General features: G+C 45.8%; 11 protein-coding genes. 6 read left to right on the plus strand and 5 right to left on the minus strand.

All coding sequences use genetic code 11. The features are described from left to right. Positions 1-126 precede the first annotated feature (126 nt). Both ACFQ2I_RS19710 and ACFQ2I_RS19715 read left to right on the plus strand, forming a co-directional pair. The gene (locus ACFQ2I_RS19710) at positions 127-4,182 is read left to right on the plus strand and encodes a leucine-rich repeat protein (protein WP_377567288.1); all 4,056 of its coding nucleotides are present in this window, start codon (positions 127-129) and stop codon (positions 4,180-4,182) included. Positions 4,183-4,562: 380 nt separating this feature from the next. Then, positions 4,563-7,127: a LuxR C-terminal-related transcriptional regulator gene (locus ACFQ2I_RS19715; protein ID WP_377567290.1), complete on the plus strand. Its 2,565-nt coding sequence runs from the start codon at positions 4,563-4,565 to the stop codon at positions 7,125-7,127. A gap of 715 nt (positions 7,128-7,842) precedes the next feature. On the opposite strand, the gene ACFQ2I_RS19720 is transcribed toward ACFQ2I_RS19715, so the two are convergent. Further along, entirely contained in the window at positions 7,843-8,673 is an 831-nt protein-coding gene (locus ACFQ2I_RS19720) for a helix-turn-helix domain-containing protein (RefSeq protein ID WP_377567292.1), read from the minus strand. 179 nt (positions 8,674-8,852) lie between these two features. Between ACFQ2I_RS19720 and ACFQ2I_RS19725 the strand changes: the two genes are divergently transcribed. From ACFQ2I_RS19725 to ACFQ2I_RS19735, 3 genes are all read left to right on the plus strand, one after another. After that, entirely contained in the window at positions 8,853-10,259 is a 1,407-nt protein-coding gene (locus tag ACFQ2I_RS19725) for a HEAT repeat domain-containing protein (protein ID WP_377567294.1), read from the plus strand. Between the two features lie 69 nt (positions 10,260-10,328). Further along, on the plus strand, positions 10,329-10,616 hold the full coding sequence (locus tag ACFQ2I_RS19730; protein WP_377567296.1) for a UxaA family hydrolase: 288 nt from the start codon (positions 10,329-10,331) through the stop codon (positions 10,614-10,616). Beyond that, entirely contained in the window at positions 10,613-11,773 is a 1,161-nt protein-coding gene (locus tag ACFQ2I_RS19735) for a UxaA family hydrolase (protein ID WP_377567298.1), read from the plus strand. Before ACFQ2I_RS19730 ends, ACFQ2I_RS19735 begins: the two co-directional genes overlap by 4 nt. Before the next feature lie 130 nt (positions 11,774-11,903). Here ACFQ2I_RS19735 and ACFQ2I_RS19740 read toward each other — a convergent pair whose 3' ends face one another. The 4 genes from ACFQ2I_RS19740 to ACFQ2I_RS19755 form a co-directional block, all read right to left on the minus strand. Continuing rightward, positions 11,904-12,191 carry a CopG family antitoxin gene (locus ACFQ2I_RS19740; protein WP_377567300.1) on the minus strand — a complete coding sequence of 96 codons (288 nt, stop codon included), beginning with the start codon at positions 12,189-12,191 and terminating at the stop codon, positions 11,904-11,906. Next, positions 12,188-12,448 carry a BrnT family toxin gene (locus ACFQ2I_RS19745; protein ID WP_377567308.1) on the minus strand — a complete coding sequence of 87 codons (261 nt, stop codon included), beginning with the start codon at positions 12,446-12,448 and terminating at the stop codon, positions 12,188-12,190. Before ACFQ2I_RS19745 ends, ACFQ2I_RS19740 begins: the two co-directional genes overlap by 4 nt. An 89-nt stretch (positions 12,449-12,537) precedes the next feature. Beyond that, positions 12,538-12,771, minus strand: coding sequence for a hypothetical protein (locus ACFQ2I_RS19750; RefSeq protein ID WP_377567302.1), 234 nt, complete (start codon positions 12,769-12,771; stop codon positions 12,538-12,540). A gap of 118 nt (positions 12,772-12,889) precedes the next feature. Beyond that, the gene (locus tag ACFQ2I_RS19755) at positions 12,890-13,969 is read right to left on the minus strand and encodes a PRK06851 family protein (RefSeq protein WP_377567304.1); all 1,080 of its coding nucleotides are present in this window, start codon (positions 13,967-13,969) and stop codon (positions 12,890-12,892) included. A gap of 300 nt (positions 13,970-14,269) precedes the next feature. On the opposite strand from ACFQ2I_RS19755, the gene ACFQ2I_RS19760 reads away from it, so the two are divergent. Beyond that, complete coding sequence (locus tag ACFQ2I_RS19760) at positions 14,270-15,100, plus strand: cache domain-containing protein (protein ID WP_377567306.1); 831 nt, start codon at positions 14,270-14,272, stop codon at positions 15,098-15,100. Positions 15,101-15,167: the final 67 nt, after the last annotated feature.

Consider the following 15,167-nt stretch of genomic DNA (forward strand, 5'->3'; position numbering starts at 1 on the left):
CTATCTGACATGAAGACCCCTAACGTTTTTGGCCATTGTCCACGGGAAATTATTTTCTGACAATTCAGATTAATTATTGTGTTAGTTTTTATGCAACGCTACTGACATAAGATAGGGAAGATGAACATGCCGCGGCGTTATTATTTTGCCAGAACAGCTTTATTTGCGTTTGTTATACTTTTAACATGGATAGGAGCAGGTACGAATGAAGCTTTTGCCAATGAAAGTGATTATGAATATAAGGATGTAACTGGCGGAGTGGAGATTACGAAATATGTTGGCTCAGCCAGAGCCATTTCGATTCCGGCGACGTTAGGCGGTAAATCCGTTGTACGAATAGGAAGAAGCGCCTTTTATAACCATCAACTGACAAGCGTAATTATTCCAGATAGCGTAAGGGAAATAAGGAGTTCGGCATTTTCAAGTAACAAGCTGACGAGTGTTATGATACCAATCAACGTAGTGAAGATTGAAGGCTATGCCTTTAGTTTCAATCAGCTGAAACGGATCGAGATCGGACCCCATGTATCTCAAATTGAAGACTACGCATTGATACACAATCCATTGGAGAGAATCAAGGTTGATGCAGGCAATTCAACTTACAAGGATATTGACGGAAAAGGTTTGTATTCGGCGGACGGGACGCTGTTGGTAGTGGGAACCGTAAGCGGAGAGATTGCCAACAGCACGATTGAAATCGGTGAGCGAGCTTTTCACGGAAGAGGGATAACAAGCGTGACGATTCCACATTTTGTTACAAAAATAGGATGGAATTCGTTTAAGGACAACCAGTTGACTCATCTCGAGATTCCTGCCAGCGTGACGGAAATTGACATGGCTGCATTTTCAAACAATAACCTAGCTTATGTTGATATTGGAGAGAATGTAACACGTATCGGGAATGGCGCCTTTCAGGACAATCAACTGACCCATGTAGAAATACCTGATCGTGTGGAGACGATAGGCTATTCCGCCTTTAGCGATAATCTGCTGACTCATGTTAAATTAGGGGCTATGGTGGACGGAATATCAGGAAGTGCCTTCAACAGGAATCCTTTGGAGAACATTGAACTCGCTGAAGGAAATTCGAACTTTCAGCTTGCTGCGAATGGACAAGCTTTATATTCCCCTGATGGGCAAACGTTAATCTTCGGAACAATAAGCGGTGAGATTCGGGAAGGAACAACCGAGATTGGGAATTCTGCTTTTGGTGGACGAGGTTTAGAAGAGATCACGATTCCAGCAAGCGTGACCACCATTGACCATTTTGCATTTTCATATAATGAACTGTCAAGGGTAGACATCCTGGACGGTGTTCAGAAGATCTCGCCTGGAGCCTTCCGTAATAACCAAATTAAAGTGATGCGCATTGGCAAAGATGTGCAAAATTTAACTGCTGATCCCTTTTCCCATAATCCATTAGAGAATATTACAGTAGACGAGAACAACTCAGCATATAAGGATCTCGATGGCAAAGGCATGTACACCAAGGATGGGCAAACGTTAGTTATCGGAACAATAAACGGTGGGATTGAGGAAGGAACAACAGAAATTGGACAAGTCGCCTTTTATGGGCGAGGATTAGAGGGGAATCTTTCCATTCCCAACTCGGTTACAGTGATCGGCGGAGGCGCCTTTGCTATCAACAAAATAAAGCGTGTAACGATTCCTGCTAGCGTGAAAATGATTCAGTCAGGCGCCTTTAGATTTGACGACGGCTTGGTCATCATCGGAGTAAGGGGAACTGCGGCTGAAGAATATGCTAGGGATGATCGTATTCCTTTTCTGGCAGCAGATGAACGGTTGATCGTGTGGTTTCAATTCGACGGAAGCTTCGGCAAATGGCGGGAGCAGGCTGCAACGAAGGTGATCGTTTACAGCCTTGAGGAGTATGCAACGGAACAATATTATACCTGGACAAATGATGAGAATCCTCCGTTTTTTGATGAAACTACGTGGACTTCATTCTCTAGTGGACAGGAACTGTCGAAAACGGATGTTGGCGAATGGTACTTGCATATTTATGCGAAAGATTTCGCTAATCAAGAGGTATATCGTTCGTCTAAAGTGTTTCGAGTCGTTGATTTTCATCCAGTGATTCATGTCTCCACGACAGTGGGCGATGCTGGGACACCGTATTATGAAGGAGAATGGATTAACCAGCAGGTGCGCATGACCATTCGAGCAGAAGATATGAATATGCAAGAACTACGGATTAAGCTGAACCATGATGGAGATGAGGACGAGTTTATCGTGGGGTCAGAAGATGACTATGCATTTGAACGGACATTTACGGAGAGCGGCATATATCAGCTAGAGATCACCGCCACGGATGAGGCAGGCCAAACATCCATAGAAACCTATACGATCAAGATTAGTTTGGACGAGCTCAGGCTAGATGTAGAATTAGAACAAGCAGATGGAGCGAATTATGCCAGCGGGGATTGGACGCAGCAAGGTGTGACGGCCAGCGTATATGCCAGGCATGCGCAGGGCTTGACAGTTACATCCAGTGTCTATTCACTCGATGAGGGCGAATCCTGGCATCCTTTTAGCGATAACCGTATTCAGCTTGATTTCTCAGAGGAAGGCAGCCATTCTATATCGTTGAAGGCACAGGATGAAGCTGGCAATCAAGTAGAGGAAGATCTCGTCATCAACATTGACAAGACCGCTCCCCTGATTGAGTTGACTCCGAATGGCAATGATCCAGGAGTTCCACAAGAGAAAGTGGCTACCATGGTGACCGTAACAGACGCTGACAGCGGTGTAGATCCAAGCGCACTCCAATATGTCTGGTCTACGAATGAAAATAAGTTGGAAGACGATTTTACGGTGAATTGGCAATCGTTTCAAAGCGGGGATATGTTGAAACGTTCTAATGGGACTGGTGTTTGGTACTTGCATATCCAGGCGATCGATGTGGCAGGAAATAAGAGCTACATAATTTCTGAGGCATTTACTTTATTAGATGAAGCGCCTGAAGCGCCGACATGGCCGGGAGGAAGCGTGCTGACGGTAACGGACATTACACAGACGAGTGTGAAGCTGTCGTGGTCAGAAGCGATGGATAATGTGGGCGTGGCAGGCTACCGTATCTATGTTGATGTTGACAACTGGATACCTCATACTGTTTCAGCAAGCCTATTCGAATACACGGTCTTAAATCTTCATGCAGGCACAACTTACACCTTTACTGTGAAGGCGTTTGAAGAAGCGGGTAATGAAAGCGCACCGCTCAGCAAGCAAGCAACTACAGCTCGATCTACAGAGGAAGGCGGCGGCTCAGACGGAGATTTGGGAGATGGCGAAGGTCGCGTTTTATCCAACAACGCCAATCTAGCAGACTTGCAAGTATGGTCGGGAGGCAAACCGCTAAAGCTCAGCCCAGCGTTTGATTCCGGAACGACAGAATATACGACACGTACAGAAGCGGTACAAGTAGAACTTATCGCAGAAGAGGCACATTCTGCAGCCAAAGTGATTCGAAACGATAAAGTCATGAGCGACAGAATCAAAGTCGATCTGGAGGAAGGTGAAAATACGCTTATACTAACGGTACAGGCGGAGAATGGTATAAAGAAAAACTATACGCTGACCATCTATCGCGAAAATCCAAAACCAATCGAACCAGATATTGAATTTACTGACATCACCGGACATTGGGTGGAAAGCGACATCAAGCGTGCCATGGCGAAAGGCATCGTAAGTGGTTATCCGGGTGAAAAATTCAGGCCGAACCATCCCGTTACCCGAGCAGAGTTTACGGTGATGTTGACTGGTGCCTTGCAGTTGGAGGAAGAAGGCGCAACACTAACGTTCATTGATCACGATCAAATCGGAAACTGGGCGAAGCAAGCCGTTGCGCAGGCGGTACAGGCAGGCATCGTTGATGGATACAACGATGGCAGCTTTCGTCCAAACGCGCAGATCACTCGTGTGGAAATGGCAGCGATGATCGCTCGTGCGCTTAAGTTGCAGCTTAACACCAATGCGACTACCGGCTTTGCCGATGATGAAGCGATTCCTGAATGGGCGAAAGGAGCAGTCGAAGCGATTCGCAAGCTTGGCCTTGCCGATGGCCGCGGCGATAACCGGTTTGTGCCAAACGAAACGGCTACCCGCGCAGAAGCGACGGTGATGCTGCTTAGAATGTTGGAACAACAGCAACAACAACCGTAACCTGATAATTCGAGACAGACACCACCCAGAGTACAAATGTGGGTGGTGGAAGCAGGAGAGTCATAATCCCATATCGGTAAGCGGTTGCTTATCACAAGATACCAGTCGCTTCCTTTTTTGCATCGAAATCTTTGCTTGCGAATTAAGCAGATGGAGGGATTGTGCTACAGGCGATGTGACCTCGGTTGGAGTTCGGGAATAAGTATGAGAACGCCGTCAGGCGTTTTTTCATTGTTTTATAAATCAAATTGGAAATAGATTTTATCCTATTTTTCGAATGGTCACAAATTTGGGGCAAGGTTATAATGGAATACAATAATAATTTCATCATGTTAAATATGTCAAAATTCATTTAAATGAGTGAAGGAAGGGATCATGCGATGATCATAGCCACCAAATTACATATTCCCCGGCAACGCTCAGCGCTTGTTACGCGCCCCCGCCTCATTCATCGACTGAATGAGGGATTAAACCGGGCGCTTACTTTGGTCACAGCACCTGCTGGATACGGAAAAACGACATTGCTCAGCGAGTGGGCAACGATAGTAGATACGCCTGTGGCATGGGTATCGCTGGATCAGGGAGAAAACGACCGTATGCGCTTCTGGGCTCATACGATTGCGGCGCTGAAACAGGCCTATCCAGAATTCGATGAACAAGCTGTACTTCGTCATGCTGCGGATGCTACGGGAGACTCACTGCTTGCCGCGCTCGTTAATGGAGTGAACCGTATATCACAAACAACAGTGCTCGTATGGGATGATTTTCACCATGTTCAAGAACCTGCGATCCTAAACGATGTCGTCTATTTGTTGGAACGCCTGCCACCTCACATTCATCTTTATATCGCCAGTCAAAACATTCCATCGATTTCCCTTTCCAGAATACGGGTAGGGGACGGGCTGAACCGGTTAGGTGTCAGTGATCTACGCTTCATACTAGAAGAAACTTTTTCATTTTTTTCGTTGTGCGGTGGAGTGGAACTGTCCGGTGATGAAGGGGTAGCTGTACAGAAACGTACAGAAGGATGGGCCGCTGCTATGAGACTAGCAGTATTGTCCTTATCCGAACATGCCGATCCGGCATCGCTTCTCCGAATCATGACGGGAATGGAGCGAGACGTTTCGGATTACTTCTTCGAGGAAGTATTATCCCGTCAGCCAGACTATATGCAACAATTTTTGCTTCAAACTTCGATTTTAGAGCGGATGACAGGCGAACTATGCATGGCAGTAACTGAAATGTCCGAAAGTGTCTCGTATTTGCAACAATTGGAACAGGAAAGTTTGTTTCTTGTACCCTTGGACGAGCATCGGGAATGGTACAGGTACCACCATCTTTTTCAGCAGTTTTTGAAAGCGCAACTGAAAATACAGGAACCGCAGCAATGGAAGGGACTGCACGCAGCGGCGGGAACATGGTTAGAGGAGAACGGATATTCTCACGAGGCAATTGAGCAATATTTGGCAGGTGAGAGTTATGCTGACGCTCTTTCATTATTGGAGTTGCTCGCGCCCGAACTCATGATTCAAGAATGGGCGACACTTTGTACCTGGTTAAGCGCCATCCCCGAATCGCAGTTGTTTGCGAGACCGATGATGCTCCTGACCAAACTTGCTTCTCAATACTTGTCCGGACAGACCCAAGCGGCTACGGACGGGTATTGGCGAGTGGTGCGCTGGCTGGAAAGAGATACAGCTAACCTTAACTCGGATCAAGAGATGAGATTACAAGCGGGGTTGGCGTTTCTTGCCGCCATCCGGACCTTTTTAGATCGGGATTTTGACTATGCTGTACAATTTTCTAAGGAGTATATCGAGAGACATCCGCAAGGGGATTTCCTCATCGGATTTGGAAGCGACCAAGACGGATATCATCCAGTGTGGGATATTTATGTCACAGATGATAGTCTTGCCTTGGCGAAACAGGTATTGACTCCTTTATTATCGATTTGGTCTGAAACTCAAAATAAGGATTTTGTCGCCCATCTCTGTATCGACGTTGGTAAATTGCAGTATGAACGAAATCAATTGGATGAAGCCGAGAGGTATATGCGCCAAGCGCGCGATATAGGGAAGTCGCATGACAATCCCAGCCTTGCGACAATCGCAACGCTATGGCTTGCCCGTATTGCTGCCGTACAAGACGAGTGGGAGAGTGCTAACGCAATTGTCCACGAGCTTAGCAAACAAAAGGCAATGAGGTCGAATTCCCGCTTGGCAGAAAAAGTCACATGGTTTCAAGCCATGCTGGGCAGGATGCAAGGTGATGAAAGGCCTGTGAAACGATGGTTGCGAATAAGTGGATTGCGATCCAAGGATGAAATTCCATTATCGATGGTTGCGGAATATGATCTTCTTGCCTTATGGCTAGCAGAACAAGAGAAAACCGAGGAAGCCATGATATTAACGGAGCGGCTCCTCTTCATCGTGAGCCAGGCTGGACGACAAAGCGAGAGGATTCGTTTACTTGTTCATAAGAGCCGATTTCTGTCTGTGCAAGGCAAAGTTGAACAAAGTATGGATGTATTAGAAGAAGCGCTTGCTTTGGCGCAGCCCGAAGGATATATCCGCACCTTTGTAGATGAGGGAGCTCCGCTGGGGCGATTATTCGATCAATATATCAACTTGCGCCAAAACCAACACCGACGCCCGGGCAAGAAGGTGCCTTTATCATACGTGAAACGGTTGTTGCGACTTTTCTATCCCTTAGAAGGAGGAATAAGTGAGTCGCTGTCAAACGAAAACAGTAACCTTGTACTCACCGTAAAAGAACGAGATGTGCTTCGCTTGATGGAAAAGGGGCTTTCGAACAAAGAAATAGGGCTTCAACTGAATGTTACTTTGGCAACAGTAAAAACGCATATTAACAATATTTATAGCAAACTGCAGGCCAAAAACCGATTGCAGGCGTTGGAACGCGTCAGATCACTCGAATTGTTCTGATTCGTTCCTCTTCTTTTCAATAAGTACCCATCCTCTATCTCAACCTTATTCATGAGAATGAGCCAGAGCCAGCAAGAACATGCCGAGCATAATCACTTCTTTTGTATACCTTCCATACTTTTTTATTAGCTTGGCAGATTCGGCGGATCGATTGACTTAGGGACGTTTTCTGATTGGAGTGCTACGATAAAAATGCAGTCGAAAACCCCCCCTCGTATGAAATAAAATGAAAGCTAGCGAGGGGATGAGAGCCAATGAATCGATACGACAAAGCATTCAAAGAAGAAGCAGTAAGATTGAGAGATGAGATTGGTCCAAAGAAAGCCGCCGAGCAGTTAGGCGTAGCCTACTATAATGCATCTGCTGATAAGACTGCGCGTGAAATCGAATACGACAGGATCCATGGACCGTCAAGGAGATGTGCAAAGTGCTTGCTGTCAGTGAATCGGACTATTACCGTAGCTTGAAGCCCACGCCCAAACAGGAGCGGCAGGAACTTCTTCTGGTCAAAATCAAAGACATCATTAGAGAACATGAAGATAACCGTAATTAAGGTGTCCAGCATATTCTGCTGGCGCTGTCACAAATAGAGATCACAACCAGCTACAGCACCGTCTATCGCATCATGAAGAGGTATACCGAATGGTATGTACGGTGGTGTGAGAGGACGGGGGCTAGCCGCCCCCTCCTACTCGATTGCGTTACATATGCGCTCCTAACTGAAAGTCGTACGGAACTCAGTAGGGCTGACTCCCGCATCTTTGCGGAAAAACTTTGTGAAATGATTCGTATCATCAAAGCCCGTACGGTCGGCGATTTCTTTAACGCTAAGTGAGGTAGTGAGCAGCAATAATTTTGCTCGATCTGCTCGCTTGCGATTGACATATTTAAGCGGTGAAATGCCAAAGTGTTTTTTGAAAAAGGTAATAAAATAATTAGGATGCAAATGAACAATACCCGCTAATTCCTCGACACTTACGCTTGTGTGCAGATGTTCATCTACATACTCTTGAATAACGTTCAGTCGATTGATCTCTTCATTCCGATGTTGCAGCATGCGAACGGGTACTTGCTCCAGGTAGGAGGCAAGAATTTCGAGCATAATGCCATTTCGCCGAATTTGCGTAATGATTTCGGAGTGCCCATCGGGATTTATTAATTGTTTAAATAAATACTCCATGCGTTGTCTATCTGCAACATCTATACAGAATGGGACACCAATCCACTGAAACAAATCAAGCGGCCCGGCCTTGATGGAGAAATGACACCAATATTTAAGGAAAGGTTGCCGACCGTCGATGCTGGAGAAGCTTTGTGTCGTATGGGCGGGCATGAGACAAAGTTGTCCAGGTTGGGGGAAGTACTCTTTGTCTCCAATTTGGAGCCACCCCTTTCCCTCTTGAATGAAGTAGAGCTTGTTATAAGTAGGCGTGTAATCGAGCCCTTGCCATTCAGTGCTGCACTGGGTTTGGTGAGCATAAAGAACATTGACTTGAAGCGTGTGAAGTAAATCAATGAGTGCAGCTTCTCCTGGGGACGTTTTCATGTGAATCCACCTATGCTTTATTTTTATGGTACAGCTGGACGGTTACGGTTCTATCATATCGTATTATAGAAGGTTTAGGTATGCTTAGTTTTATACTAATCAATCTTAGAATCATACCTGTTCGTTAAGAATAGCCTTGCCTATAATTAAGCTATTATTGCGGAGGAGGTATTGAGGATATGAACCAGAACTTACCTAAGCTATTGACTGACGATCAGATGCAAACGTTTATTAAGGATGGCGTATTACGGTTGAAAACAGACTTTTCGAATGAATTTCATGCGCGTTTGCTGGAACAATTAAATGAAGTGTTTGAAAATGAGGGCAATCCTGGAAACAATGTTTTGCCACGGATTCGTGAACTGCGAAAGGTGTTTGAGCATCCTGTTATTACAGGCGCGCTTACAAGTGTACTTGGTCCTAATTACTTGATGCATACCCATCGTCATTGTCATTATAACGCATTGCCTAAGGCTGGAGCTTGGCATAAAGACAGCTACTGGGGATTTGAGCGTATGAATAATCATCACCCTTGGTGGGCCATGATTATGTATTTTCCGCAAGATACGCCAATAGAACTGGGGCCGACAGGCGTAATGCCTGGCAGTCACAATTACAAAACACGAACTTTCGTTCAGGATGATACGGAAGAAGAATTGACAGCGAATGGGGAAGCAGGAACATTCGTGCTTATTCATTTTGATATTTGGCATCGTTCTACAAGTAATTTGACAAGTCAGCCTCGTTATATGTTGAAATTTGAATTTATGAGAACAGAAGCTCCAAGTGAGCCTTCATGGGACTATAAAGATAGTAAATGGAGAATGCCTGCTACATCAGTTGCGAATAGCGTACAGTCTTCAGCGATGTGGGAAGATACTTGGAATTGGTTGCGCGGCGAGATTGGAAGTCTATATGGTACAGAAACAGTGAACGAAGAGAAGATCGTTCAACTCGCGAGTCAGTTGGCTGAAGACGATGAGCCTGTAGCCTTGCATGCAGCTTACGAATTGGTACGTTATGGGGATGCGGGTAAGAATGTACTGCTGGAAGCTTTGAGATCGGACAATAAATGGACATCGATGTGTGCTGCATATGGTTTAACGGCTTGTGGACAACATGCTGCCGAGGGTTTAGGGCTCGTATTGAATGATTCCAGAAAACGTCAGGTCAAGCATGCGGTGTTCGCTTTAGGAGAATTGCAGCATCATGCCGCCCGTCTGGTTCCTCAGATTATCTCGTTATTAGACGGAGGCGATGTTAAAGTTCGCCGCACGATAGCAGATGCGCTGGGGATGATCGGTGAGCCAGCGAAAGAGATAGTAGAAGGATTAATTGCTTGCCTGAAGGATGAGGACGAACAGGTTCGTTTTACAGCGGCGCTATCCTTATTACGGCTGAGAGAAGCGGCCGCACCGGCCATTCCTTATCTGGAGGAAGCGCTTGAGGACGACAATAGATATGTTCGCGGGCATGCTGTAGAGGCGCTTCGTTACATTAATACGGAAGAGGCAAGAGAAGTTCTGATAAATGAATTAATTCAGTCTAGATGGTGTTCAATAACGACGAAGACGAGCACATTCTAATCTCTTTCTGGAAAGCGGTGATCATTAGGAATGTCACATACGACTACGTCCCTGTCAGATGCGATCGTCATGGATATGACGGATCATGTAGCTACTGCTCTACGAGATATGAAAATAGGTGAAGAGGTTCATTACAAGTTGGGAACGAACGTCTTTCAAGTACAATTACTCGATGATGTCGCTTTCGGTCATAAATTTGCTATTCTGGATATTGATGAAGGCTGGAAGGTACGCAAATATGGGGAAGTTATCGGAAGAGCGACAGTTCCCATTGCGAAAGGTAAGCACGTTCACATCCATAATATTGAAGGTATCCGTGGACGTGGTGACCAGGCTGAAAGGGAGGCTTCCCAATGAGCATGATCATGGGCTACGAAAGACCGAACGGTGAGATTGGCATCCGCAATCATCTGCTTATCATTCCAACAGTAATATGCGCGAATCAAGTGTGTAACCGAATTATGCAGATGGTGCCGGGAGCCATCTCGATACCTCATCAGCATGGGTGCAGTCAGATCGGGACAGACAAGCAACGCACGTTCGATGTTCTAGCGGGAACGGGGAGGAATCCCAATGTAGGTGCTGTCCTTATTATTAGCTTAGGCTGTGAAGTCGTGGATCCCGTAGCTCTTGCGGAAGCGATACGCATGACGGGAAAGCCTGTGGAGATGTTTGACATTCAGTCGATCGGCGGATCAATTAAAGCAATTGGACATGGCGCAGAGCTGGCCACTCGCATGTTGAAGCAGTTAGAGCAGCAGCAGAAAACGCCGGTACCGTTAAGTAAATTGAAAGTAGCTGTGAAATGCGGAGGCTCGGACGCGACCTCCGGTCTTTCCTCGAATCCAGCGCTAGGGTATGCTGCAGACGCATTAATTAGCGCAGGCGGCACGATTGTTATCGGTGAGACGACAGAAATTATTGGAGCCGAGCATGTGCTCGCAGAGCGTTGCGTGAATGAGTCTGTCTCGCAAAAGCTGTATTCGAGCGTCGAACGATTCGAGAAAGAAGTCGAACGGATGGGAGCGGATATGAGAGGTGGTAATCCTAGCCCGGGCAATATTGCTGGGGGACTATCCACAATCGAAGAGAAATCACTGGGATGCATTTGTAAGTGCGGGAGTGCGCCAATCAAGGGGATTATTGAGTATGCCGAGAGTGTTCCTGAGGGCGGCTTGTATTTCATGGATTCTCCTGGCAATGACATCGAATGTGTATCGGGTATGGCCGCTGGCGGTGTGCATATCGTCTGTTTCACGACAGGCAGGGGAACGCCGACTGGGGCGGCTGTCGTGCCCGTTATCAAGATCACCGGCAATCCGCACACATTTAAGTTAATGGAAGATAATATGGATGTAGATGTAAGTGACATGTTGTTCGGCGCAACGAGTCTAGAGCTAGCAGGGGATGCAATTTGGCAGGAAATCCAAGAAGTTGCAGAAGGAAAATGGACGAAAGCGGAAGTGCTTGGTCATCAAGAATTCAGTATTAACCGAATCGGGCCGAGTCTCTGAAGCAATCCCGCATCACACGTAAAAAGAAGCCAATCTGGCTTCTTTTTTTATGTGTGATGCGTTATCGGAATTCACGTGTCGTGGCATTCTCCATGAATAATAACTTTACGGCATCTCGTATCCTTGTATGTTAACGAATCGACTTCTCTTCCTCATAGACGCGTTCAATTAGGAACTGCTTCATAAGCGTCTGATACCCCATATGCTTTTGCGCCGCGACTTCCTGGATGCGCTCGAGCAAATCGTGTTCCAGCCGGATGGAGATCGTTTTTGTGCGGCCGTGACGGCGCGGTAGATTATCCTCGGCCATAGAGGCTTCGAGCAGATCGCTGCTCATTGTGTGCGTCGCCCAAAAATCGGCAGCCTCTTCGTCGGACATATTCGCCGGTATCTCCTCTTTGGAAATAATGCGTTTCATCGTGCTGACCTCCTTTTGTTGTAGAGTCTTTTCTCATCAGACTCGGCATTTCGAGCGGTAATGACCCGAATACGATTACCTTCCTTTTTAATAAAAATGACAACTAAACGCCGGCCTTCATCTGTTGCGCCAATTAGACCCCGGTGGCCGCTATGCGCATGAAACGGAATCCGATCCTCATCCCAAAATGCTTCCTCGGCTTCATCGGGGAGAACGCCATGCCGCGCAATATGCTCAATATTGTGATCGTCCCAAATGAAAAGATCTTCAACGTCATTTTACATCGATGGCCCTCCAAAGTGTATATGCTATAGTATATATATTTTACAGCGTAGGAATACGCTACTCAATAGCTCATTTTGAAAAATCGAATAGAAAAGTCACAGTACGACTCCGTTAGGTAGATATTATTGCGGGGAAATCTCAAATTGTTGGCTTTAAGTTTTACAAGCATATCCTGGAATACATCCCAGTTCCAATTTCCTTGTTCATATAGATCGGCTGGCATTTCAGTAATTCCAGCTTCTTGAAGCGCAGTTTCGTTGTACCAAAATAAGACAGGGTTGTTGTCAACAGGCAAACCATAAATTGCCTACCTTATTTATTATGAAAAATAAAAAAAACCCATGGCCTCATCATTTCAAGAGGATCATGGGCGAATATGGTGTTAGACAATGGAAAACTATGATCGGAGCCTTTCATTCCATTACGTTTTGCAATTCAAGTCGGAATTTCTCTACAATGGAGAAATTTGTTGCTGCAGTGTAGATGGCCTTTAGTTGAGAATCGATGGCTTCGGCTAATGCCAAATGCGAGGTGGCCTCCTTCATTTTCGCCGAATAACGTGCTTGAATAGCGGATAATTCAGTTGCATATGCTTCATCGGTGCCTGGGGGTATCGTAAGTGTATACATATCCAGGATTTCATCCCCGTCCCGATCAGGAAAGTATTCATGAGGGGCGGTACTGTCGAAGATGGCTGTGCTGAGCTTGGGGAATATCAACATGTCAAGGCTATTGGGATCGAAGCCGCAATGATACACTTGAACGTCGATTCCTTTCTTTTCGGCAGTGGAAGCCAGCTTCTTTAGCAGGGTCGATTTTCCAGAGCCGGGCCTTCCTTTGATGAAAATCCGTCTATCCAGCTGTGCGGTTAAGCTTTGAATAAAATCGAATGGACCCTTCGGGGTCGCGGCGCCGAAGAACAAGTGACGTCCGGTAGTTGGCGTATCGTTCGTATGCTCGGCGAATAAATCATGAATCAATTGCTGCATAATGTCGTCTGCCTTCGTGAAATCCATGCGCTCAATATAATACTTTTCCCATTCGTCATGAATCCGCAATGCCGATAAGAACGTATCGTACGCATCTGTATAGGCATCAGCAAGCTTGCCTCTAAGTTCTTCAATCGTTGCTTGTTGCTCAGAGGAAATTCGGCTGTTGTCCAAAGCCTCCACAAAGTCAATATAGATGATGTCACCTGCATGGCTCTCCGAAATCCCCTCACAGACTTGCCCCTCTACGATACCAACCTTCAACTCTGTTGCAATGATGCCATCAAGTTCTTCGGAACGCAGAGGGGAGTGGAAGTGTTGCACATGTTGGCCCCTCTTCAGAAGGCTATCCGCCAAGCTGCGAATAACCGTTGATTTCCCCGTACCGGGCGGGCCATTAAGGACGAAGATCGTATTTAGCCCAGAGAAGGCGGATTGATATAGGAAATGGGCGCCGAGCGCGGTATTGCCGCGGGCAAAATAATGGGATGATTGTTCGATCAACCTGAAACACTCCTTTATGCTGATTCTTTATTCGCTTCATGCACATGTTCCGCGAAGTCGGTCAGAATAAGCATGTATGGGATAAATGCCTATATTTTTGTATATTCCAGGTCATGTAAAGAGGTTCTTCATGACATGACTTTTTCGAGGAAATTATTACCTGAATGGCCTATAACATTTCTCACACGTTTCTCCGATAATCTTATTGTAATAGGAACCAAGTCCGATTTTTATGGTTCATTTTTCACTGCATGGTGTATTTCATTTCATCCACGACCAAACAGAGAGGGCGTAATTCAGATGAGTTTTTTGAGAGAAAAAATGAATTTCGTATCCAAATCGATTAGAGGGAAAATACTAATCTGGTTTTTGCTTGTTGCTCTCGTTCCATTAGTTGTATCATCTCTTATCATCTATAATCAAAGTTCACAAGAGCTGATTAAAAAACAACAAGATTCGTTTCGCAGTGTTGTAGAAAGTAAGTCGCAAGGGATGGATCAATGGCTTGATCGCCGAATGAGTGAAATTAAACTGGCGGCTATGACTGAAACGATGCAATCGCTCAATCCCACTTGGATGACTCCCTACCTAAAGCTAATTCAAGAACAATCTGATGTCTATGAATCTGTCGGAGTTGCAGGACTTGACGGAATCGTCATGGCTGACTCATTGGAGGATGCGGTAGGCATTGCGCTTAAGGAGCGCGACTACTTTCAAAAAGGAATGCAGGGCGAGCCTTCTTATTCGGATATCTTAGTCTCGAAGGCGACGGGTAATCGCATTATTGTAATCGCTTCTCCTATTAAAGCGAGTGATAGCAAAGTCATCGGTCTCGTCTATGCCACTGTAAACTTTGAATCATTTATTAATACTTTTTTGCAACAAGAGAATTCAAATATATATATTACGCTGGTGGACGAACAGAATCGTTTGCAACACGTCGCCAGTAAAGAATTAATCGGAAAATCGATTGATGAGGCTCCGTATAGCGAAGAATACAAAACCCTTTTGAAAAGTGGAAAGAAGGAGACGGGTTCCGTAACCAACACAGAAGCTGGCATTGACTATGTCATTGCTTATGCGCCCATCCAAGGGGTCTGTCAAGTATTTTGTGTAAACTCTATCAAATAAATCAATGGATGAACGGTTTAACGCGCTCTTCAAAGCGGATGGACAACTGGAGGAGGATTTGTCCCCA

Origin of the sequence: Paenibacillus chungangensis, assembly GCF_042675905.1 — a bacterium.
In the GTDB taxonomy this organism is placed as follows: Bacteria; Bacillota; Bacilli; order Paenibacillales; family Paenibacillaceae; genus Pristimantibacillus; species Pristimantibacillus chungangensis.

Bases quoted from the DNA above. Each gene is read 5' to 3' on its own strand.
- ACFQ2I_RS19720 (WP_377567292.1), bottom strand. From the start codon at position 8,673: ATGAAAACGTCCCCAGGAGAAGCTGCACTCATTGATTTACTTCACACG.
- ACFQ2I_RS19760 (WP_377567306.1), top strand. From the start codon at position 14,270: ATGAGTTTTTTGAGAGAAAAAATGAATTTCGTATCCAAATCGATTAGA.
- ACFQ2I_RS19735 (WP_377567298.1), top strand. From the start codon at position 10,613: ATGAGCATGATCATGGGCTACGAAAGACCGAACGGTGAGATTGGCATC.
- ACFQ2I_RS19740 (WP_377567300.1), bottom strand. From the start codon at position 12,191: ATGAAACGCATTATTTCCAAAGAGGAGATACCGGCGAATATGTCCGAC.
- ACFQ2I_RS19715 (WP_377567290.1), top strand. From the start codon at position 4,563: ATGATCATAGCCACCAAATTACATATTCCCCGGCAACGCTCAGCGCTT.
- ACFQ2I_RS19730 (WP_377567296.1), top strand. From the start codon at position 10,329: ATGGATATGACGGATCATGTAGCTACTGCTCTACGAGATATGAAAATA.
- ACFQ2I_RS19725 (WP_377567294.1), top strand. From the start codon at position 8,853: ATGAACCAGAACTTACCTAAGCTATTGACTGACGATCAGATGCAAACG.
- ACFQ2I_RS19710 (WP_377567288.1), top strand. From the start codon at position 127: ATGCCGCGGCGTTATTATTTTGCCAGAACAGCTTTATTTGCGTTTGTT.